The sequence below is a fragment of the Pseudundibacterium arcticum genome, assembly GCF_042646465.1.
Classification (GTDB): domain Bacteria; phylum Pseudomonadota; class Gammaproteobacteria; order Burkholderiales; family Burkholderiaceae_D; genus Undibacterium_A; species Undibacterium_A arcticum.
Genome location: NZ_JBHRTP010000008.1, coordinates 62623 through 84234 on the forward strand (window position 1 = coordinate 62623; position 21612 = coordinate 84234).

The following is a 21612-nucleotide window of genomic DNA, read 5'->3' on the forward strand; positions in this document are numbered from 1 at the left end:
AAGACCGTTCATGGGATCGGATGGTGGACGGTGACGAGCTTGCTGCCGTCAGGGAAAGTCGCTTCGATTTGTATGTCCGGGATCATCTCGGCGATGCCGTCCATCACGTCGGCACGCGTCAGGATTTTGGTGCCGTCCGACATCAGTTCGGCCACCGTCTTGCCGTCGCGTGCGCCTTCCATGATGGCGGCGGAAATCAGCGCGATTGCTTCAGGATAATTGAGTTTCAGGCCACGTGCCTTGCGCCGTTCTGCCAGCAAGCCGGCAGTGAAGATCAGGAGCTTGTCTTTTTCTCTTGGGGTCAGATCCATCTTGTCTCCATCAGCTTTGTAGCCTTGTAGGTTGGGCTAACGCTCTATCAGCCCAACATTGCGCGCAGAATTTTGGGCTTCGCAAGCTCAGCGCCAACCTACGCCTACGTAATCCGGCGCATTAGGTATGTTAGGTATTCCAGATGCGCGGCACCACCGCCGCACAAGCCATCAAGTCCGGTCGAACATGCTGCCACACGCACAGCATCGCACGGCGCGCAATCTCGCTGGAATCGCCCAGATAGCGCGCCACCAGCACGGATTTCAACTGGCTGATGCCGAAAGCACCGTCGTTACCGCTGAGCATGTCGACCTCTTGCCGAATCGTGTTCAGTAAAGATGCCGGCAGCGGCTTGCCGACCGCAATCAGCGTCGCGCACACGGTCTTCCCAGATAAGCCCAATGGGCTGAGCATGGATCCGCTGCCCCCCGCCAGCACTCCCTGCTCCCACCAGATCAGCTTGCTCTCGCGCCGAATGCTGGTGCGTTGTGACACTTTGCCGCTGGTAAACGACTCGCCCGACGCGGTGCGGCCAAAGCACAATATTTCGCAACCGATGTAGCTGGCGTCCTTGCCGAGCGCGACTGACTGCGTCAATTGAACCTGCGCTGCATCAAAAAATATGGTTTCTTGCGGCAGCCATTCCAGCTTGGCGCCTGCAGCAATTTCCAGCCTGATATCCTGACGCGACGTGCGGCCATTCGCCTTGTACCATTTGGCGGCACCGGGCGTGGTGATGAAAGCATGCGCCGCTTGGTCCACCTTCGCAACCAGCGCCAATTCATCGCCGCCGACCACGCCGCCGGGCGGATGCACCACGATCGCGTGGCATACCCGCGCACCTTCCGGGTACAGCGGTTTTTGCACCCGCAGCGGGCCGAAGTGGGTCCGTTCGACCAACCGTGTGGTGCCTGCGTCGTCGGCAAAACCCAATACAAGGCGCGCCTGCCAAGTCGACGCGCGCGGCAAATCAGCCTGCCTATCGGTGCCTGGCAGACCGGTATTTGCAAAATCAGCTGCTTCCTTGAGTTTCATTCCGAAACTATACCGCCAAGTGCCGCTTCACGTCCTCACATTCCATCTGGTCATGCGTGCCACTGGCGACTACCTCGCCGCGCGAGAGCACCACAAATTTATCGGCTAGTGCACGCGCAAAATCGAAGTACTGTTCACACAGCAGAATGCCGATATCGCCGCGTTGTCGCAACAGCCGGATCACGCGCTCGATATCCTTGATGATGGATGGTTGAATCCCTTCGGTCGGCTCGTCGAGAATGATCAGTTGCGGTTCTGCCAGCAATGCCCGGGCAATCGCCAGCTGTTGCTGTTGGCCACCGGACAGATCGCCGCCACGGCGTTGCAGCATTTCTTTCAGTACCGGGAACAGTTCATACACTTCGCCCTTGATGGCCGATGCCTTTTTTCCGGACCTGGTCGCCATGCCCATCAAGAGATTTTCCTCGACCGTCAGGCGGGCAAAAATTTCACGGCCCTGCGGTACGTACGCAATACCCGAGGCAGCGCGTTCGTGTGGTTTGAGTTTGGTGATGTTGCGCCCGTTCAACGTCACGCTGCCTTTGGCAACCGGCAACACGCCCATCAGGCATTTGAGCAAAGTCGTTTTGCCGACGCCATTGCGACCCAGCAGAGTCAGGCATTGGCCTTTTTCGACCGCGAGCGAAACGCCGCGCAGCGTATGCGACGAGCCGTAATACTGGTTTAATTGTTCCACTTGCAGCATGGTAATTTGCCTTAGCGCCCCAGATAGACTTCGATCACGCGTTCGTCCGCTTGCACCTGTTGCATCGTGCCGTGCGCCAGCACCGAACCTTCATGCAGCACGGTAACCTTGCCCTGTTGCGCGATCTCGGTGACGAAGCCCATATCGTGTTCCACCACCATGATCGAATGTTTCCCGCGCAACTCGTTAAGCAACTCGGCAGTGCGCGCGGTCTCGGCGTCGGACATGCCGGCCACCGGCTCATCGAGCAAAATCAGTTGCGGCTCCTGCATCAGCAACATGCCGATTTCCAGCCATTGCTTTTGCCCGTGCGATAGCAGACCGGCCAGGCGAATTTCCTGTCCATTCAGCCGAATCAGTTTCAGTATCTCGTCGATCTTGCCCTTTTGTTCCGACGACAGCCGCGAGAAAAGCGTCGGTTTGACGCGCTTGTCCACCTTCATCGCCAGCTCCAGATTTTCGAACACGGTATGTTGTTCGAATACCGTCGGACGCTGAAACTTGCGACCGATGCCAGCATGCGCGATGTCGTATTCGGTCATCCTGGACAAGTCCATGGTTTGACCGAAATAGGCAGTACCCGCACTGGGCCGCGTCTTGCCGGTGATGACATCCATCATCGTGGTTTTGCCCGCACCATTGGGGCCGATGATGCAGCGCAGTTCGCCGACCGAAATATCCAGACTCAAATTATTGAGCGCCTTAAATCCATCGAACGAAACAGTGATCTCTTCCAGGTACAAAATCGCACCATGGGTGGTATCAACACCTTGACCCTTGATACGGCCATACGATACGCCTTGGTCACCATGCTCGTCAGGTTCGTCGTCACTACGGCATTTCTGGCCGGGCGCCAATACATCCACATTTGCGTGCCGGCTCATACCGTCTCCTCGCTGACGGTGCTGACGTCGCCGATTTGACGTCTGGCATTCAGTTGTTGCACCAGACCCAAAATGCCCTTCTGCATGAACAGTGTCACCAAAATGAATAACAATCCCAATGCGAATAACCACAGGTCCGGGAAGGCTGCGGTGAACCAGCTCTTTAACCCGTTCACCGTAAAAGCGCCAATGATCGGGCCGATCAGGCTACCGCGTCCGCCGACTGCTGCCCAGATCACCATTTCGATCGAATTGGCAGGCGACATTTCGGATGGATTGATGATACCCACCTGCGGCACATACAAGGCGCCGGCGATCCCGCACAGCACTGCCGACAGGGTCCAGACAAACAGCTTGAACCAGAGCGGGTTATAACCGATGAACATCAAACGGGATTCAGAATCGCGTACCGCTTGCAGCACGCGGCCCAGCTTGGACTTGACGATCGAACGGCACAGCACCAATGCACCAATCAGGAACGCCAGCGTAACCAAATACAACACCGCTTTGGTCGATGGCGCGGTCACGCTATAGCCGAGAATGCGCTTGAAATCGGTAAAGCCGTTATTGCCGCCAAAGCCCGTGTTATTGCGGAAAAACAGCAGCATGAACGCAAAGGTCATCGCTTGCGTGATGATCGAAAAGTACACACCCTTGATACGCGAACGGAAGGCGAAGAAGCCGAACACAAATGCCAGCACGCCCGGCACCAAAACGACTAGCGCCATGCAATACCAGAAATTGTCGGTCATCGACCAGTACCACGGATAAGTCTTCCAATCGAGGAAAACCATGAAGTCCGGCAAATTGCTTTGATACACGCCATCCCGGCCAATCGCACGCATCAAGTACATGCCGTGCGCATAACCGCCCAGCGCAAAAAACACGCCGTGGCCGAGCGACAATATCCCGGTGTAACCCCACACCAGATCAAGGGCCAAGGCGGCCAACGCATAACACATGAACTTGCCGACCAGCGAAACGGCGTAGCTCGAAATGTGTAGCACATGACCATCGGGAAAACCCAAATTGAGGATGGGCAGCAGCGCGGCGAGCAGTGCGCATACCGCAATGCCAATCCAGGCAGAACGAGAAAACAAACGGGCTTGCATTGGGGCAGCAGACGGCGAGTTGATCATTATTCGACGCTCCGGCCCTTCAGCGCAAACAGCCCTTGCGGACGGCGCTGGATGAAGATGATGATGAATACCAGGATGCAGATTTTTGCCATCACCGCGCCGGCGACGGGTTCGAGAAATTTATTCACCTCGCCCAAGCCGATTGCAGCGATCACGGTGCCGGCCAATTGCCCGACGCCGCCCAATACCACCACCATGAATGAATCGACGATATAACTTTGTCCGAGGTCGGGACCCACATTGCCGAGTTGCGACAAGGCGACTCCGCCCAAACCTGCGATGCCGGAGCCGAGACCGAACGTCATCATGTCGATCTTGCCGGTCGAGACACCGACGCAATCAGCCATGCGGCGATTCTGCGTCACCGCCCGCACGAACAAGCCGAGCCGGGTTTTGTTGAGGATGAGCCACACCGCGATTACCACAAACAAGGCAAAGAAAATGATGACAATGCGGTTGTAAGACAGCACCAGCGAACCCAATACCGTGATACCGCCCGACATCCAGGATGGATTGGCGACCTCGACGTTTTGCGCACCGAAAATCGTGCGTACCAATTGCATCAGCATCAGGCTGATGCCCCAGGTGGCCAGCAGGGTTTCCAGCGGCCGACCATACAACCAGCGAATCACCGTGCGTTCCAATGCGACACCGACTGCCGCGGCGACGATGAAGGCGGCTGGCAAGGCCACGATCAAATAAGCGTCAACTGCGCCGGGAAGGAATTTCCTGAACAAGAGCTGACACACGTAGGTGGTGTACGCGCCAATCATCAGCAGTTCGCCATGCGCCATATTGATGATGCCCATCAGGCCGAAGGTAATCGCCAAACCGAGCGCCGCCAGCAGCAGCACGCTGCCGAGCGATATGCCGTAAAACAGATTGCCGACAAACTCGGTACGCTGCAAACGACTATCGATTTCGCCCAGCGTGGCCACCACGGCGACCCGCACCGACTCGTCCGGTTCGATATTGCTGCCATCGGGGTTTTTGCCGAGCATTCTTTGCAGCAGCGGCTTCAGGTTAGCGTTGGTACTCCCGGCCAGGCCGATGGCGGCAGCTTTGCGCAACGCAGGGTCCGGCGCCTGCAAGTTGGCGGTCGAGATGAGCAACTGCAAGACCGCTTTAATGCTGGCGTCATTTTCTTTGTCAAATGCCTTGCGGATCAACGGCACTTGCGCCGGATCAATGGTCTTTTGAAGGTCGAGTGCAGCCGCCATGCGCAGCTTGCTGTCGTGCGAGAACAGTTTTAGCCCGGAAAGCGCACCTTCAACCGCACCGCGCAAACGGTTATTGACGGTGATGCCATCGGCACCCTCGGGTACTGCGCCGGTCCGCCCGGTTACGGGATCGAAGGCTTGGTCGCCTTCGACAATAAAAATCTTGCCATCCGGGAGCGCGAACAGCGTGTCATTCTTGAGCGCCTGCAGCACTTTGACGGCATCTTCATTGGCCAGCGCGGCGATCTTGCCGACCGCTTCGATACGCGCATCGGGATCATCGCCGGCCAGTGGTTTTAGCATGGCAGCGTCGATCGCGGCGTGGGCGACGAGCGATTGCACGCATAAACAGCCGACCACGAGCAAGGTTCTTATCAGCCTTATTTTCATTATTTGAATTGGTCTGTCCGACATCTAAATGCAGGCGAAAAGCCGCTACGCGAAAAAACTCCAGCACGTACAATCAGCCCCCTGGAAAACAAATAAGCAGGACTTCCGCAAATAGGTATTTTGTAGGGTGCGCCATGCGCGCAAATACGGTCAATGGCTATATCGGCGCGCATCACGCACCCTACGTTGTGATTTTGTGTAAGTCCTGATAAGGCGTTCTAATCAGACAGATACAAAGTTGAACCAACTACATTTTTTGCTTGCCTTCGTTGCCCTCGATGTATGGGCTCCAAGGTTGGGCGCGGATCGGGCCTTTGGTCTTCCAAACCACGCTGAACTGACCGTCACCCTTGATTTCGCCGATCATGACTGGCTTGTGCAAATGATGGTTGGTCGGGTCCATGGTCAAGGTAAAGCCGGACGGTGCCTTGAAGGTCTGTCCGCCCATTGCGGCGATCACTTTGTCGGTGTCGGTTGATTTTGCTTTCTCAACGGCTTGTTTCCACATATGGATGCCGACGTAGGTCGCCTCCATCGGATCATTGGTCACCACGGTGCTGGCGTTAGGCAATTTTTTGGCAACTGCATAAGCCTTCCACTGCTTAATGAAAGCGCTATTCACTGGCCCCTTGACGGACTCAAAGTAATTCCATGCAGCTAGGTGGCCCAGCAATGGCTTGGTATCCACACCACGCAATTCTTCCTCGCCGACCGAGAACGCCACGACAGGCACATCGGTAGCCTTCAAACCGGCATTACCGAGTTCCTTGTAAAACGGCACGTTGGAATCGCCATTGATGGTCGAGATCACTGCAGTCTTGCCGCCCGCTGAAAACTTCTTGATATTGGCGACAATGGTTTGATAATCGGAGTGACCAAACGGTGTGTAGACTTCGTCGATATCGGTGTCTTTCACGCCTTTGCTATGGAGGAAAGCGCGCAGAATCTTGTTGGTGGTGCGCGGATAGACATAGTCAGTACCGAGCAACACAAAACGCTTGGCGCCACCGCCCTCTTTACTCATCAAATATTCGGTCGCCGGGATCGCTTGCTGATTGGGTGCAGCACCGGTGTAAAACACATTTTTTTCCAGCTCTTCACCTTCGTATTGCACCGGATAGAACAGCAGGCTGTTGAGTTCTTTAAATACTGGCAAAGTCGATTTTCGCGAGACCGAAGTCCAGCAGCCAAATACGACAGCCACCTTGTCTTGTGAAATCAGCTGTCGCGCTTTTTCCGCAAACAGCGGCCAGTTGGAAGCAGGGTCAACGATGACCGCTTCCAGTTGCTTGCCCATCACGCCGCCATGGGCGTTGATGTCTTCGATCGTCATGAGTGCGACGTCTTTCAGCGACGTCTCGGAGATTGCCATCGTGCCCGACAAGGAATGCAAAATGCCGACCTTGATGGTGTCGGCGGAGAATGCCGATGTCACGAAGGACGATGTAGCTAAGGTCAAAGCGCCGACTGCGGTTGCTTTCAGAATAGTACGACGGGACATGGTTGCTCCTGGACTGGTTGAAATGAAAGGGGCTGCAGAAGAAGCAGCTGCAAAAATATTGGGACGCACAGATTCCTTAGCAGAATGCGTGCCAACCGTATTTAGTGCATCGCCAAATTTTGGGCGGCAAGAGGCATCTCATTTTGGTGCGTTGTTTGCTTATTTTGGTGATCTTTCCGCTGCATCGGATGCCCTATACATTGGAACGGCGCGAAAACGGTGCGAGGCATAAAAAAGTCCTGAAACACAATTCCTCTAGCACGATTTCAGGGGATTGAGAATGTCCGCAGAAGATGGGATCAACGCGCATGGCTGCAAGCAATGCATGGGATGGCCGCGGCGGCCTACGACGAACTGCGGTGTGCCCGCGCCCCTAAGCTGAGGGTATAGCTGCGGTTGGGAACAACGCCAGCCGATGCAAGCGAGAGCAAGCGGACGGCCAACACCTGCTTCTGGTCCAGACTGCGATGTTTCAAAAGCCGCTTGGTTGCGCCTGGACCGAGCAATCGTGCCAGATCAAATCTAATTTCATGCGAACAAAGGCCACAAAATTACCACCCAAGCCGCAGCAGCCAACGCAAAGGTCAGGAACACCGCCGCGCTGCCGAAGTCCTTCGCGTTCTTGGACAACGAATGGCGTTCCAGCGATACCCGGTCGACCACTGCCTCGATCGCCGAATTGAGCAGTTCGACGATCAGCACCAGCACCAGAACGCCGATCAGGATCAGTTTTTCGAACGGCGACACATGCAGTAGCAGCGCGACGATGCTGCCGGTGATTACCAGCGCCAGTTCCTGGCGGAATGCGTGTTCGTTCTTCCAGGCCGATTTGAAGCCGTCGATCGAATAGAAAAAGGCGGCGAAGATGCGCTTGAGGCCGCTTTTGCTTTTGAATTCGCTGGTGGGTTGTTCTTGTTCGGTCATGCGGTCTTTGTATTTGGTTGAAATTGTCTACAGCGAAGGCTACGCGGAGCTTGCGGCACTGTTCGATCTACGTCATTTGGGCAGTTGCTGGTTCCTGGAGACGGTGGTGGGTGGCTACGGACGACGCTGGGTCGCCCCCCTGCAGGGCGCATCTGTGCTTGCAAGCGCAGACCGTTACGCAGGCGGACAGCATGCTGTCCGAATTCCCTGCTTCACCGTTCGCAGGGACGACGTTTGTCGGGTTCTGTCGCTGATCGAAAGTACGGCTTCCGGTGCGTTCGCAGGGACGATGTTGTTCGGGTTCTGTCGCTGATCGAACGTACGACTTCCGGCTGCCGACTTCGGCCTGGCTCTTTATCGGCTCATCCTTCGCATCGTCATTTCGCCGATCCGCGCGGCTGTGACCCACGTTCCCGATACAACTCACGGAAGGTCTTGCCGGACGGCGCCGGCATCTCGCGCTGAGCGCTCCAGCCACCGCCGAACGGTATGCTGGAAATCGATTTCTTGCTGCCACCCATGATCCGCAGCGCACGCACGCCGATCCTGGTGGCGACGTGGTACAACGCCGGTCGCTTGGCGAAATAGGCCCATAACCGCAGCCCGAAGCGCTCGTAGCGCGGACGCAGATCGCGCTCGAACTGTTTTTCACGCAGCTTGCGCAACAGGTCGGGCAGCGGAATCTTCACCGGGCAGACTACGTGGCACTCGCCGCACAGGGTCGACGCCTGCGGCAGATCGAGCGTCTGTTCCAAGCCGACATAGGCCGGCGTCAGCACGCTGCCCATCGGTCCCGGATAGACCCAGCCATAGCTGTGGCCGCCGATTTTCTGGTACACCGGACAGTGGTTCATGCAGGCACCGCAGCGGATGCAGCGCAGCATGTCCTGGAACTCGCCGCCGATCAGGCCGGTGCGGCCGCCGTCGACCAGCACGAAATACATGTGTTCCGGTCCGTCCTGCTCGCCCGCGGCACGTGGCCCGGTCAGCAGTGAAAAATAATTCGAGATCGATTGCCCGGTGGCCGAACGCGGCAGCAGGCGCATCACGGTCGCCAGGTCTTCCAGCGTCGGCAGCACTTTCTCGATGCCGGTCACGACCACGTGCACCTTGGGCGGCAGGATGGTGCACATGCCCTCGTTGCCTTCGTTGGTGACGATCGCGACCGAGCCAGTTTCGGCGATGATGAAATTGCCGCCGGTAATGCCCATGTCGGCCGACAGGAACTGTGGTCGCAATACCTCGCGCGCCTCGCGCGTCATCTGGGCGATGTCGGTCAGGCGCGGCTTGTGATGAACCCGCGCGAACAGGTCGGAAATCTCTTCCTTGTCCTTGTGCACCACCGGCGCGATGATGTGCGATGGCGGCTCGTTGTCGTTGATCTGCAGGATATATTCACCGAGATCGGTCTCGATCGGGGTGATGCCGGCCGCTTCCAACGCGTGGTTCAGCGCCATTTCTTCCGACACCATCGACTTCGATTTGATGGCTTTCTTGACATCGTGTTTCTTGGCGATCTCGACCACCAGCTTCGATGCATCTTCCGCGCTTTCGGCATACAGCACGGTAGCGCCGCGGCGCGTCGCTTCGGTTTCAAAGATCGCCAGCCAGACGTCGAGATTCTCGATCGCGCGCATGCGGCGTTCGATGGCGGCGTCGCGCGTGCCTTCGAAGTCGTCCAGCTCCAGAATCGCGGAGGCGCGGCCGGTGACGAATTTCGTCGATAGCTTTTTCAGATTGGTTTGCAGCCGCTGATCGGCCAGGCGTTCGCCGGCGCGGGCCTTGAAGTGCATGCTTTGTACTTGCATTGTTATCCTCTAGCAGTCGCCGGCCAGCACCTGTGCCACATGCAGCACGCGAGTCTTGTCGTCGCCGCTGCGGCGCAGGCGGCCTTCGATATTGAGCATGCAGCCGAGATCGCCGAGCACCACCGCATCGGTGCCGCAGGCGCGAATCTGCGCGCATTTTTCATCGACGATGGCGCTCGAAATAGCGCCGTACTTGATCGCAAACGTGCCGCCGAAACCGCAGCAGGCGCGGCTGTCGGCCATCTCGGTCAGCGTGACGCCAGACCGCTTGGCCAGCAGCGCGCGCGGCTGCGCGGCAACGCCCAGTTCGCGCAGGCCGCAGCAGGAGTCGTGATAGGTGATGCTGCCCTGGAACGCGCTGTCCGCGGCCGGTGGCAACTGCGCGATCTTCAGGACGGTGTGCAGGAAATCGGTCAGTTCAAACACGCGCGGCGCCAGCCTCTGCAGGCGACCGCGCAAGGCCGGGTCGTCGGCGAACAGATCGGCATAATGGGTCTTGATCATGCCGCCGCAGGAACCGGACGGCACCACGACGTAGTCGAAGCCGTCGAATTCGTTCAGAAATTTTTCGGCCAGGTCGCGCGCCGACTGGCGGTCGCCGGAGTTGTAGCCGGGTTGGCCGCAGCAGGTTTGCTGGGTCGGCACCACGACTTCGCAGCCGGCCGCTTCCAGCAGTTTTAAGGCGGAAAATCCGATTTCCGGCCGCATCATATCGATCAGGCAGGTGACAAACAGTCCGACGCGCATCGTGTCCTCGTCTGGTGGGGTTATCGCATAGGCCGAGGATAGTCAGGCAGGCGCCCGTTTTGCCTCGGCAACAGGGCCATTATGCCCGTTCACGGCGCTTTCTAGGCGTGCGCCCAGCGCCATCGCATAATTTGATGCGATTAGAATGAGCGTACAATCACAAACTTTTCACATTGTGGTATAACCTCACTATTGCATTGCACCAACGGTATTATGACAACCGACTACAAGCCAGACTCAAACAAGACTTCGATTCAGGTGATCGAACGCATGGTATCGCTGCTGGACGCGCTCGCGACCTATACCGACCCGGTCAGCCTGAAGGAGCTGTCGAAGGTATCGGGCCTGCATCCGTCGACTGCGCATCGCATCCTGAACGACATGGTCACCACCCGCTTCGTCGACCGGGTGGAACCGGGCACCTACCGGCTCGGCATGCGCCTGCTGGAACTGGGTAACATCGTCAAGAGCCGGCTCAGCGTGCGCGAAGCGGCGATCGATTTCATGCGCGCGCTGCACAAGAAAACCAATCAGACCATCAATCTGTCGGTGCGCCAGGGCGACGAGATCGTCTACATCGACCGCGCGTTTTCCGAGCGCTCCGGCATGCAGGTGGTACGCGCGATCGGCGGCCGCGGCCCGCTGCACCTGACCTCGACCGGCAAACTGTTCCTGTCGGTGGACGACCCCAAAGCGGTACGCGCCTATGCCACCCGCACCGGCCTGGCCGGCCACAACAAGAATTCGATCACCGACCTGGCCAAGCTGGAACGTGACCTCAGCCTGGTCCGATCGCGCGGCTACGCGCGCGACAATGAGGAGCTGGAACTGGGCGTGCGCTGCATGGCCGCCGGCATCCGCGACGACAGCGGCAAACTGATCGCCGGCCTATCGATCTCGGCCCCGGCCGACCGCCTGCAGGATGAGTGGATCGAGGACCTGATCAAGACTGCGAACCAGATTTCCGCCACCATGGGGTATGCGCCCGAGACCGCCGAAGAATAGGTTTTGGTGGGAGTATGGGCGAAATTTATTCTAGCGCCCATGATTTCATTGCGGATTCAAATATACACACCCCAGTATTACATTGCGTTGGGAGGCGCTTGAGGCGTCGGAAACGCTCGCGGGGTGCGCTTGCGCAGCTGGCGGCAACCGACCACAGCGTGCCGGCGATGATTCGTCGGTCGTCACGACGCAGCAATCGACGCGCGCAAAAATCAAGCGATCCAAAAAAAATGGCGAACCGCGGTTCGCCATTTTTTTAATCGTATCGACCGCAATCAGCCGGCCTGATCCGCCGACCTGCACGAATCAGCTCTGCGGCACCTCAGCCACATTGCGCACCACCGCCTGCGGGGTGGCGCCGACCAGCCATTTGCGGATACGACCGGCATCGGCCAGGCGCGATTGCTTGCCCTTCGAATCGAGGAAAATCATCACGATGGCGCGCCCTTCGATCATCGCCTGCATCACCAGGCAGCGCCCGGCTTCGTTGATGTAGCCGGTTTTTTGCAGACCGATCTCCCAGCCCGGACTGGCGACCAGGTGGTTGGTGTTGGCGTATTGCAGCGCGTGGCCACCGGCACCGGTCTCGACCACGTATTTCGGGTCGGTCGAATACTGGCAGATGATCGGATATTTTTGCGCGGCGATGACCAGCTTGGCCAAGTCGCGCGCACTGGCGACGTTGTGGCTCGAGAGGCCGTTGGAATCGACGTAGTGGGTGTCAAGCATGCCGAGCGCCTTGGCTTTCGCATTCATCGCGACCACGAACGCCGGCAGGCCGCCCGGATAGCTGCGGCCGAGCGCAGACGCGGCACGATTTTCGGAACTCATCAGTGCGATATGCAGCATGTTGGCGCGCGTCAGCTGCGAGCCGACACGTAGCCGGGAGCCGCTGTTCTTTTCGTGATCGACGTCTTCTTCCGTGATCTCCAGCAGTTCGTCCATGTTCTGATTCGCCTCGACCACGATCACGCTGGTCATCAGCTTGGTGATCGATGCGATCGGCAGCGCAACGCTGGAATTCTTCTCGAACAGGACCTTGGAGCTGGACTGGTCCAGGACCAGCGCGACGCTCGATTTCAGATCGAGCGGATCGCGCGTCAGATTCAGGCCAGCAATGTCGCCCGCAGTCAATACCGGCGGCACCGCTGGAATGACGGGGCCGAGCGCGACACGTTGATAGATCAGCTTGCGCTTGCCGTGTACGTAGACCACCTTGCGCACGAGTTTCTCATGTGCGTCGAGCGATACCCCGGCGCCTTGCGGCGCAGCGGCGTGATGCCGGCCTTTATGTTTGGCGTGGCCGGAGCTTTTCGCGCTCTCCTGTGTGCTGGTCGCAGCCGCGGCATCGATAGCCGGTATGGTGCCCAAAGCAAACAAAAGCGATAAGGCCACGCCAAAGGCGGATTTGAACATCAGTGACTCCCTGATTCTTGCGGAGGGTTAAAATTGCAGTTTAGCAAAACGCCTAAAAATCGCAAGGGAATTAAGCACTTAGCGCCGATAACTCAACAACTTTCTGCGCGTTGTTAAGCTATTTACACTTTAATTTCCATATAGATAATTTCAATCCATTAATGTATTTTTGCAAGAAAATTACATGGAAATCTTGACGGGGATCAATCTTCGGCAGGGAACCCAGCTGTGGCGCTAATTGCGCTAATCCATGAACTTGACAAAGCCGGGCACCGATTCGCGCTCGGTGATCAGTGAATTTTCGATGCGCTCCAGATCGGCGTAACCCAGCGACATGCCGCACACCACCATCTCGTTGTCGGGCAACTGCAGTACCTGGCCGATGATCTTGTGATACTGGGTGAATGCCGCCTGCGGACAGGTGTCGAGTCCACGGCCGCGTGCGGCGACCATGATGTTTTGCAGGAACATGCCGTAATCGAGCCACGAGCCCTGTTCCATCACACGATCGATGGTAAATATCAGGCCGACCGGCGCATCGAAAAAGCGGTAGTTGCGGCCATGCTGGGCGTGCATGCCGCTCTTGTTGTCGCGCGTCAGTTCGAGCAGCGCGTACAGATCCCAGCCGACTTTGCGGCGGCGGTCAATATATGGCGACGACCATTGCCGCGGATAGTAGTGATAGTGCTCGGTGTGCTGGCTGGCCAGCGCCGGATCATTGTGCGTCTTTATGATCTCGTCGGATAACTGCTGTTTGACCTGGCCAGTCAGCACATAGACTTTCCACGGCTGGGTATTGGTGCCCGATGGCGCGCGCGCGGCGACTTCCAGAATCTTCTCAATTTCTTCACGCGGCACCGGCGTCGGCAGAAAGGCGCGGATCGAGCGGCGCGACGTGATTGCAGCGTCGACGATTTTTTGTTCGGCGGTCGCAATCAGCGTTGGCGCGGCATGTGGGTGCTGCGGATGTTCAGCGCTTGTCGTCATGTGGTTCCCCCTGAATGGATTGCAATAGTTCCCGCATGCTTGCGGGAATCGGTACCGGCCGGCGGCTGGTGCGATCGACATATACGTGCACAAAATGCCCTTGCACCGCTGCCATGTCATCGTTGGCCCGGAAGATGGCGATCTCGTAGCGCACGCTTGAATTGCCAAGCCGGCCGACGCAGATGCCGACGCTGACCGGATCGGGAAATGCGAACGATGAAAAATAATTGCACTGGGTCTCGATCACCAGTCCAATCAGCGCGCCATGTTCGATGTCGAGCGCGTGATTGACGATCAGGAACTGGTTTACGGCCGTGTCGAACCAGCTGTAATACACGACATTGTTGACGTGACCGTAGGCGTCGTTATCGCTCCAGCGCGTCGTGATCGGATGAAAGTGCTTGAATGCACTGCGATTTTTAATCAATGTCCGCATCAATTCATCTCCCTCGATGGCACCGGCAGCGCGCCTTATGGCTGATCAGACCGCCAAGGATATTGTGCAGTAAATCATTACCCTTTGCATCACTCACGGTAGCTCCGATCGCCTTCGGGCCAATTGGTGTGCGCCGGGCACCAGGCGGTTAGCCAGGCGCCCCCGGATAAAAATACTCCCATAACACGACCAGTATTCAGCCTTACTGTTATTTGATGGTGACAATATACCCCATGGCATATCAAAAAAATATGTCATCTGAGAATTGGTTAATGACGATGAAAATTAACCAGCGCCAATCTTGCTTGTTACTCATTTGGTGCAGCGCACAAAAAACCTTGACATTATAAATCGCGCCACTACAATAGGACTTGTTGCAACGCACCAAAACAGTGCTGACCCAGTGCAAGCACATCCAGACCGATTTTGCGGTACTTGTTGACCCTTAAAGGAGAACTCTATGTTTACCATCCCAGAACAATTTTCTGCAGCCACCAAAGCCAATTTTGAAGCCCAGCTCGCGTTGCTGACTTCGTTGACCAACAAGACTTTCGAAAGCGTCGAAAAACTGGTCGATCTGAACATCAACGCTGCCAAGACTTCGCTGGAAGAGTCGACCATTGCCGCCAAGCAGATCCTGGCCGCCAAAGATCCACAAGAATTTTTCTCGCTGACCACTGCGCACGCCCAGCCGAATGCCGAAAAGGCGCTGGCTTACGGCCGCCATCTGGCAAGCATCGCTTCGAGCGCACAAGCCGAGTTCACCAAGGCTGCCGAAGAGCAGATTTCCGAGACCAACCGCAAGGTGCTGTCGCTGATCGAAGACGTGACCAAGAACGCGCCAGCAGGTTCGGAAAATGCCGTCGCCATCCTGAAGTCGACTATCGGCAACGCTAGCGCCGGCTACGAACAACTGACCAAGACCACCAAGCAAGCGGTCGAGGCGCTGGAAGCCAACTTCAACACCGCCGTGAACCAGTTCTCGCAAGCGGCTGAAAAAGCAACGCCACGCGCCGCTGCCAAGAAATAATGCTGTAGCGCAGGGTGCGGTTGCCGAGCGACCGAACCCTGCCAGTCGTCGGTACTGTTGTCATGCCCCGGATGAATCGGGGCATTTTTTTTGCGCGTGGCGAACGTCCGGCCTCAGAATTGGTCCATCAATTTAGGCGATGCATGGATGCTACGCGCCTGCCCTCTTGCGGCAGACCCGATCTTGCATTGTCGTCTGATGCCACCAGGAGCTTGCCATGCTGTCACGCTTGCGTCGTATTTTGAAAGTCGTCGGTCGCGACCTGTTGCTGCTGTGGTATTGCTGTCGCGATCCTGCCACGCCCTGGTTCGTCAAGTTCGGCGCGGTGTTGCTGGCGCTGTATGCGATCAGCCCGATCGATCTGGTGCCGGACACGATCCCGCTGCTGGGCTGGATCGACGATGTGGTGATCCTGAGCTTTGGTATTCCGGCGCTACTGAAGCTGGTGCCACCACCGGTGCTGGCGCATGCCGAGCCAACGGTCGGGCGTTTGCTGTCGAAATGGAAATTCTGGCGCGCCGGCACCTGATACCGGCGGATCATCGCCGGTGTGACTATTCACTGCTTGAATGACAAAACGCCATGCCGGTTGCCCGTGCATGGCGTTTTTTTGAACCAGGCACCGGTCCGTGATCGGAGCGGTGCCTGCTGTCCGCTTACTCTCCCAGATACGCCGCCTTGACGCGTGGATCGTCCAGCATGTCTTTCGCGTTGCCGCTCATGGTTACCAGACCGGAATCCATCACATAGCCGCGATGCGCCGCCTGCAACGCCAGTTTCGCATTCTGTTCGACCAGCAGGACGGTCACGCCCTGGGCCGACACGTTACGCACCACTTCGAAGATTTTCTCGACCATGATCGGTGACAGGCCCATCGACGGCTCGTCCAGCAGCAGCAGCTCCGGATGGCTCATCAGCGCGCGCGCCATCGCCAGCATCTGCTGCTCGCCACCGGACAGGGTACCGGCCATCTGCGCCGCACGCTCTTTCAGACGCGGGAACACGCCGAACCATTTCTCGATATCGGCTTCGACGCCGGCCTTGTCGTCACGGACGTAGGCGCCCATCAGCAGGTTCTCGTAGATGCTCATGCGCGTGAATACGCCACGGCCTTCCGGCACCATCGCAAGGTTCTGCTTGACCAGCTGGAACGAGGTCGTGCCCTTGATCGGCTTCCCCAAATAATGGATGTCGCCGTCGACCTTGCAGTCAGGCAGGGTGCCGGTGATCGCTTTCAGCGTGGTGGTCTTGCCGGCGCCATTGGCGCCGATCAGGGTGACCAGTTCGCCCTTGTTGACTTCGAGGTCGATGCCCTTGACCGCCTGGATGCCGCCGTACGCGACCTTCAGGCCGCTGATTTTCAGTACGCTTTGAGTCATTAGTGCGATCCTCCCAAATATGCCTCGATGACTGCCTGGTTTTTTTGCACGTCTGCCGGTACGCCTTCCGCGATCGGCTTGCCGTAATCGAGTACGGTGATGCGGTCGCACAGGCCCATCACCAGTTTGACGTCGTGTTCAATCAGCAGAATCGTCTTGCCTTCTGCCTTGATCTTGACCAGCAATTCACGCAACGCCATCTTCTCGGTCGCGTTCATGCCGGCGGCCGGCTCATCCAGCGCCAGCAGCTGCGGGTCGGTCGCCAATGCGCGCGCGATTTCGAGACGGCGCTGATCGCCGTACGACAGGTGCCGCGCGGTACGCTCGGCGAATTTTGCGATGCCGACGAAATCGAGCAGCTCCATCGCACGTTGGCGAATCTCCTGCTCTTCCTTGCGCGCGGCCTTGTGGTGGAACACGGCGCCGAACACGCCCTGTTGGGTGCGCACGTGGCGTCCGACCATCACGTTTTCGACCGCGCTCATCTCGCTGAACAGGCGGATGTTCTGGAACGTGCGGGCAATGCCGGCCTTGGCCACCTCGTGCGGTGCCGATGGTGAATACGGCTTGCCGGCCAGCTCGAAGGAGCCGGTGTCAGGCTGGTACAGACCGGTGATCACGTTGAAGAACGTGGTCTTGCCGGCACCGTTCGGGCCGATCAGGCCGTAGATCTGGCCCTTGGTGATCTTGACGCTGACATTGGACAGCGCCTGCAAACCGCCGAACCGCTTGTTGACGCCGGCGATATTAAGAATGATTTGTTCGCTCATGAAGAATCCTTAAATCGAAGCGGTGACAGTAGTCGTGGCCTTGATTGCGGCCTCGGGTCGGTCCTCATGCTTGGGCGCAGGCCACAAGCCAGCCGGGCGATTCAGCATGATCAGCACCATCGCCAGACCGTACAACAGCTGGCGCAGCACTTCGGCGTCGATCAGCACGTGGCCGAAGATCGCCATCTGTACCGGCTCCACCGTGTGACGCAGCACCTCAGGCAACGAGGCCAGAATCAGGCCGCCCAGCACCACGCCAGGGATATGCCCGATACCGCCCAGCACCACCATCGTCAACACCGCGATCGATTCGGTCAGCGCGAACGATTCCGGCGACACGAAGCCTTGGAACGATGCGAACATCGCGCCCGAGATACCGCCAAACGATGCACCCATCGCAAATGCCAGCAGTTTGACGTTGCGGGTATTGATGCCCATCGCCTTGGCGGCGATTTCGTCTTCGCGAATGGCGACCCAGGCGCGGCCGAGTCGCGAATGCTGCAGACGCACCGTCACGAAGATGATCGCGAGACACAACAACAGGAACAGGAAGTAATACGCAGTCACCGACGGCATCGAAAAATTGCCGATCACGACCGTCGCGTGCGAACCCTGCTTGCCGGCCAGCGACACGCCAAAAATACGGATCGGATCGATCAGGTTCACCCCTTGCGGGCCATTGGTGATGTTGACCGGCGCATTCAGATTGTTCATGAAGATACGGATGATCTCGCCGAAGCCGAGGGTCACGATCGCCAGATAATCGCCGCGCAGTTTCAGGGTCGGCGCACCGAGCAGCGCGCCGAACATACCGGCAAACGCGGCCGCGAGGGGCACGATGAACCAGACCGACAGATGGATACCGGTTTGCGCAATTTCAGCACCGAACACCCACAACAGGAAGTTGCCGACGACCGGATATTGATTGACGAACGATTCCAGCACCACCGCAAATTGCGGCGACGCCAGCAACGCCGTCATGTAGGCACCGAGCGCATAGAATGCGATGTAACCGAGATCGAGCAAGCCGCAGAAACCGACCACGACGTTCAGTCCCAGCGCCAGCATGATGTACAGTAGCGCGAAGTCGATGATGCGGACCCATGAGTTACCGAACTGGCCGGCGAAGAACGGGAACACGATCAGCAGGATGCCGAACACGGCCATACTGGCATAGGCCTTGGCGGGATTTTGTTTGGTATCGAATAGTTTAATCATAGTGATTTCCTTTACGCGCGATCAGCTACGCGTTCGCCCATGATGCCGGACGGACGCAGCGTCAAAACGATGATCAGCACGATGAATGCAAAAATATCCTGATAGTTACTGCCGAAGAAACCGCCAGTCAGGTCGCCGATATAACCGGCGCCGAGGCTCTCGATCAGGCCGAGCACAATGCCTCCCAGCATCGCGCCATAGATGTTGCCGATACCGCCCAGCACCGCAGCGGAAAACGCTTTCAGGCCGGGCTGGAAGCCCATCGCAAACTGAGCCGACGCATAGTTGGCACCCCACATCACACCGGCCACGGCAGCCAGCGCGGCGCCGATCGCAAAGGTGGCGACGATCACCTTGTTCGAATCGACGCCCATCAGGCCAGCCACCCGCGGGTTCTCGGCGGTGGCGCGCATGGCGCGGCCCATCTTGGTCTTTTCAACCAGCAACACCAGACCGACCATCGAGACGGTGGCCAGTACCAGCAGCATTACCTGGGTCTGCGAGATCAGCGCACCGCCGATATGCAGCGATTCGGACGGCATCAGTTGCGGGAACGGCAGCGGGCTGCGGCCCCATATCATCATCGCGAAAGTCTGCAGCAAGAGCGAGACACCGATTGCGGTGATCAGCGGCGCCAGCCGCGGCGCATTGCGCAGCGGCCGGTAGGCGACGCGTTCGATGATCACATTGACGATGACGCAGACCGGGATCGCGCCGATGATCGCAATGGCCAGTTTGACGATACCGGGCAAATCGGGCGCTACGTTCTGCACCACTTTCAGTATCGTCAGGCCGGCCATTGCGCCGATCATCAGCACATCGCCGTGCGCAAAGTTAATCAAGTTCAGTACCCCGTACACCATCGTGTAACCGAGCGCGACCAGCGCATACATGCTGCCCAGCACCACTCCGTTAATCATTTGTTGGATAAATGTATCCATATTTTCGCCCTCTGTTTAAGTCATCTCGTGTCGTTGCGCGACGTCACTGCAGCGCAAAAACATTTTTTATACTAAAACGGCACCCTGGCCAGATGGATGGGGGTGCCGTTCGTTTGAAAAGCTGATTATCCGACCAGAACGGTCATGACTAATTGAGTGGCAAAATTGAGTTTGCAGTGCAACATGTTACGTCTCCTGATTAATTTTTTTAAACATTTAGATGTTAGATAAATGTCTTTGTTAGTTGCGCGCACGTAACCATTAAAAACTGCCGGGGATTTTCCCGAAGTTGATTCAGCGCACAAATCTTGTGGACTTGGCGAACCTAGTGGTTCTCAGAGCATAGTACTCTGCTGATTATGATTCGTACAACCACATTCATCGAACGCGGACACCTGTCTTTGCTATGGGTCAAGCCCCGCAAAATTTGGCGCCGCCTATCATAACGAAGAAGTCGAAAAACTATGAATGGAAATTGCCGCAATATTCTGAATATAATTTTTTGCGCACGCAACGCGGCCCCACGAGGGAGTCTGTCGGCGCGATGGCTATTGGCCGGCGGGAAGGCGAACTGCGGCGCATCGGCGCGCACCGCGCGGCCGTGCTGACCGAACGAGCGTGGGAAGCGCGCCCGCCGCACGCCCGGGGGACGGGTCAGCAGCAGCGGCGATGGTGGGTAGAAAGGCGGGCCGCGCCCGATCAGCTGGCGGACGCGCCGTGCAGGCCCTTCGGCATCGGGAAAGTGACGTGTTCTTCGACGCCCTCCAGCGTGCGCACGCTTTTCGCGCCGCATTCCTTGAGGCGGTCGATCACCGCCTGCACCAGGATTTCCGGCGCCGACGCGCCGGCGGTGACGCCGATCCGGGATTTTCCCTGCAGCCAGGCAGGATCAATTTGCGCGGCATTGTCGACCATATAGGCGCTGGTGCCCTTCTTCTCGGCCACTTCACGCAAGCGGTTCGAGTTGGAGCTGTTCGGGCTACCGACCACGATCACCACGTCCACCTGCGGCGCCATGAACTTGACGGCCTCCTGACGGTTGGTGGTGGCATAGCAGATATCGGCCTTCTTGGGTTCGGCGATATTCGGGAACTTGCGCTTTAAGGCCGCGATCACGTCGATGGTATCGTCGACCGACAAGGTGGTCTGCGACACAAAGGCCAGCATCGCGGGATTGCGTACCTGCAGCCGCGCGACATCGTCGACCGTTTCGACCAGATGCATGCCTTCGTCGGTCTGGCCCATCGTGCCTTCGACCTCGGGATGACCGTCATGGCCGATCATGACGATTTCGCGCCCTTCGCGCCGCATCTTGGCCACTTCCATGTGCACCTTGGTCACCAGCGGACAGGTGGCGTCGAACACTTTGAGGCCACGCGCGTCGGCCTCGATCCGCACCGCTTTCGATACGCCGTGCGCCGAAAACACCACGGTATTGCCGGCCGGGACATCGGCCAGTTCTTCGATGAAAATCGCGCCCTTGTTGCGCAGGTCATTGACCACATAGGCGTTATGCACGATTTCGTGGCGCACATAGATCGGCGCGCCGAACTGCGTCAGCGCGCGTTCGACGATCTCGATCGCGCGATCAACGCCGGCGCAAAAGCCGCGCGGTTGCGCCAGCACGATTTCCTTGGCTATGGATTCCTGAGTTGTTTGTTGCATGGTTATTCCTTACATCCTTCCATTGCCGCCCGGCCCGCCGGTGCGCCGGTCGCCGGTGCGGCCCGATTCATACACAGGCGGTCTGTGGCGCGTCGCAGC

The 21612-nt window shown here is 57.9% G+C and carries 22 protein-coding genes; 4 read left to right on the forward strand and 18 right to left on the reverse strand.

What is annotated here, in order from left to right; all coding sequences use genetic code 11:
- Positions 1–8: 8 nt before the first annotated feature.
- The 7 genes from ureA to urtA all read right to left on the reverse strand — a co-directional run bounded on the left by ureA (position 9) and on the right by urtA (position 7187).
- A complete protein-coding gene (gene ureA, locus ACFOFO_RS03250) occupies positions 9–311 on the reverse strand; it encodes an urease subunit gamma (protein WP_390326200.1) in 303 nt (100 codons plus the stop codon).
- 130 nt (positions 312–441) lie between these two features.
- Positions 442–1347 carry an urease accessory protein UreD gene (locus ACFOFO_RS03255; protein WP_390326202.1) on the reverse strand — a complete coding sequence of 302 codons (906 nt, stop codon included), beginning with the start codon at positions 1345–1347 and terminating at the stop codon, positions 442–444.
- Between the two features lie 7 nt (positions 1348–1354).
- On the reverse strand, positions 1355–2053 hold the full coding sequence (urtE, locus tag ACFOFO_RS03260; protein ID WP_390326203.1) for an urea ABC transporter ATP-binding subunit UrtE: 699 nt from the start codon (positions 2051–2053) through the stop codon (positions 1355–1357).
- 11 nt (positions 2054–2064) lie between these two features.
- The gene (gene urtD, locus ACFOFO_RS03265; RefSeq protein ID WP_390326206.1) at positions 2065–2937 is read right to left on the reverse strand and encodes an urea ABC transporter ATP-binding protein UrtD; all 873 of its coding nucleotides are present in this window, start codon (positions 2935–2937) and stop codon (positions 2065–2067) included.
- Entirely contained in the window at positions 2934–4049 is a 1116-nt protein-coding gene (urtC, locus tag ACFOFO_RS03270; protein ID WP_390330953.1) for an urea ABC transporter permease subunit UrtC, read from the reverse strand. The genes urtD and urtC overlap by 4 nt, the downstream gene beginning before the upstream one ends.
- Before the next feature lie 26 nt (positions 4050–4075).
- Positions 4076–5686, reverse strand: a complete 1611-nt coding sequence (urtB, locus tag ACFOFO_RS03275; RefSeq protein ID WP_390326208.1) for an urea ABC transporter permease subunit UrtB — start codon at positions 5684–5686, stop codon at positions 4076–4078.
- Positions 5687–5933: 247 nt separating this feature from the next.
- Complete coding sequence (gene urtA, locus ACFOFO_RS03280) at positions 5934–7187, reverse strand: urea ABC transporter substrate-binding protein (protein WP_390330845.1); 1254 nt, start codon at positions 7185–7187, stop codon at positions 5934–5936.
- Here urtA and ACFOFO_RS03285 point away from each other — a divergent pair.
- A complete protein-coding gene (locus ACFOFO_RS03285; protein WP_390330846.1) occupies positions 7186–7419 on the forward strand; it encodes a hypothetical protein in 234 nt (77 codons plus the stop codon). The genes urtA and ACFOFO_RS03285 overlap by 2 nt on opposite strands.
- A gap of 296 nt (positions 7420–7715) precedes the next feature.
- On the opposite strand, the gene ACFOFO_RS03290 is transcribed toward ACFOFO_RS03285, so the two are convergent.
- From ACFOFO_RS03290 to ACFOFO_RS03300, 3 genes are all read right to left on the reverse strand, one after another.
- Positions 7716–8111: a diacylglycerol kinase gene (locus ACFOFO_RS03290; RefSeq protein WP_390326210.1), complete on the reverse strand. Its 396-nt coding sequence runs from the start codon at positions 8109–8111 to the stop codon at positions 7716–7718.
- Positions 8112–8488: 377 nt separating this feature from the next.
- The gene (locus ACFOFO_RS03295) at positions 8489–9919 is read right to left on the reverse strand and encodes a LutB/LldF family L-lactate oxidation iron-sulfur protein (protein ID WP_390326212.1); all 1431 of its coding nucleotides are present in this window, start codon (positions 9917–9919) and stop codon (positions 8489–8491) included.
- A 9-nt stretch (positions 9920–9928) separates the two neighbouring features.
- Positions 9929–10666, reverse strand: a complete 738-nt coding sequence (locus tag ACFOFO_RS03300; RefSeq protein WP_390326214.1) for a (Fe-S)-binding protein — start codon at positions 10664–10666, stop codon at positions 9929–9931.
- 213 nt (positions 10667–10879) lie between these two features.
- Here ACFOFO_RS03300 and ACFOFO_RS03305 point away from each other — a divergent pair, with 213 nt between their 5' ends.
- On the forward strand, positions 10880–11671 hold the full coding sequence (locus tag ACFOFO_RS03305; protein ID WP_390326215.1) for an IclR family transcriptional regulator: 792 nt from the start codon (positions 10880–10882) through the stop codon (positions 11669–11671).
- Positions 11672–11977: 306 nt separating this feature from the next.
- Here ACFOFO_RS03305 and pbpG read toward each other — a convergent pair whose 3' ends face one another.
- The 3 genes from pbpG to ACFOFO_RS03320 all read right to left on the reverse strand — a co-directional run bounded on the left by pbpG (position 11978) and on the right by ACFOFO_RS03320 (position 14510).
- Positions 11978–13087, reverse strand: coding sequence for a D-alanyl-D-alanine endopeptidase (gene pbpG / locus ACFOFO_RS03310; protein ID WP_390326218.1), 1110 nt, complete (start codon positions 13085–13087; stop codon positions 11978–11980).
- A 243-nt stretch (positions 13088–13330) separates the two neighbouring features.
- On the reverse strand, positions 13331–14074 hold the full coding sequence (locus ACFOFO_RS03315; RefSeq protein ID WP_390326221.1) for a nitroreductase: 744 nt from the start codon (positions 14072–14074) through the stop codon (positions 13331–13333).
- A complete protein-coding gene (locus ACFOFO_RS03320) occupies positions 14058–14510 on the reverse strand; it encodes an acyl-CoA thioesterase (RefSeq protein WP_390326224.1) in 453 nt (150 codons plus the stop codon). The genes ACFOFO_RS03315 and ACFOFO_RS03320 overlap by 17 nt, the downstream gene beginning before the upstream one ends.
- A gap of 460 nt (positions 14511–14970) precedes the next feature.
- On the opposite strand from ACFOFO_RS03320, the gene ACFOFO_RS03325 reads away from it, so the two are divergent.
- Together ACFOFO_RS03325 and ACFOFO_RS03330 are read left to right on the forward strand one after the other, a co-directional pair.
- On the forward strand, positions 14971–15540 hold the full coding sequence (locus tag ACFOFO_RS03325; protein ID WP_390330847.1) for a phasin family protein: 570 nt from the start codon (positions 14971–14973) through the stop codon (positions 15538–15540).
- A 217-nt stretch (positions 15541–15757) separates the two neighbouring features.
- The gene (locus tag ACFOFO_RS03330; RefSeq protein ID WP_390326225.1) at positions 15758–16069 is read left to right on the forward strand and encodes a YkvA family protein; all 312 of its coding nucleotides are present in this window, start codon (positions 15758–15760) and stop codon (positions 16067–16069) included.
- 127 nt (positions 16070–16196) lie between these two features.
- Here ACFOFO_RS03330 and ACFOFO_RS03335 read toward each other — a convergent pair whose 3' ends face one another.
- From ACFOFO_RS03335 to ispH, 5 genes are all read right to left on the reverse strand, one after another.
- Positions 16197–16919: an ABC transporter ATP-binding protein gene (locus tag ACFOFO_RS03335; protein ID WP_390326228.1), complete on the reverse strand. Its 723-nt coding sequence runs from the start codon at positions 16917–16919 to the stop codon at positions 16197–16199.
- Entirely contained in the window at positions 16919–17689 is a 771-nt protein-coding gene (locus ACFOFO_RS03340; RefSeq protein ID WP_390326230.1) for an ABC transporter ATP-binding protein, read from the reverse strand. Before ACFOFO_RS03340 ends, ACFOFO_RS03335 begins: the two co-directional genes overlap by 1 nt.
- Before the next feature lie 9 nt (positions 17690–17698).
- A complete protein-coding gene (locus ACFOFO_RS03345) occupies positions 17699–18907 on the reverse strand; it encodes an ABC transporter permease subunit (RefSeq protein ID WP_390330848.1) in 1209 nt (402 codons plus the stop codon).
- A gap of 11 nt (positions 18908–18918) precedes the next feature.
- Positions 18919–19848, reverse strand: coding sequence for a branched-chain amino acid ABC transporter permease (locus ACFOFO_RS03350; protein ID WP_390326234.1), 930 nt, complete (start codon positions 19846–19848; stop codon positions 18919–18921).
- A 699-nt stretch (positions 19849–20547) separates the two neighbouring features.
- Complete coding sequence (gene ispH / locus ACFOFO_RS03355; protein ID WP_390326236.1) at positions 20548–21513, reverse strand: 4-hydroxy-3-methylbut-2-enyl diphosphate reductase; 966 nt, start codon at positions 21511–21513, stop codon at positions 20548–20550.
- Positions 21514–21612: the final 99 nt, after the last annotated feature.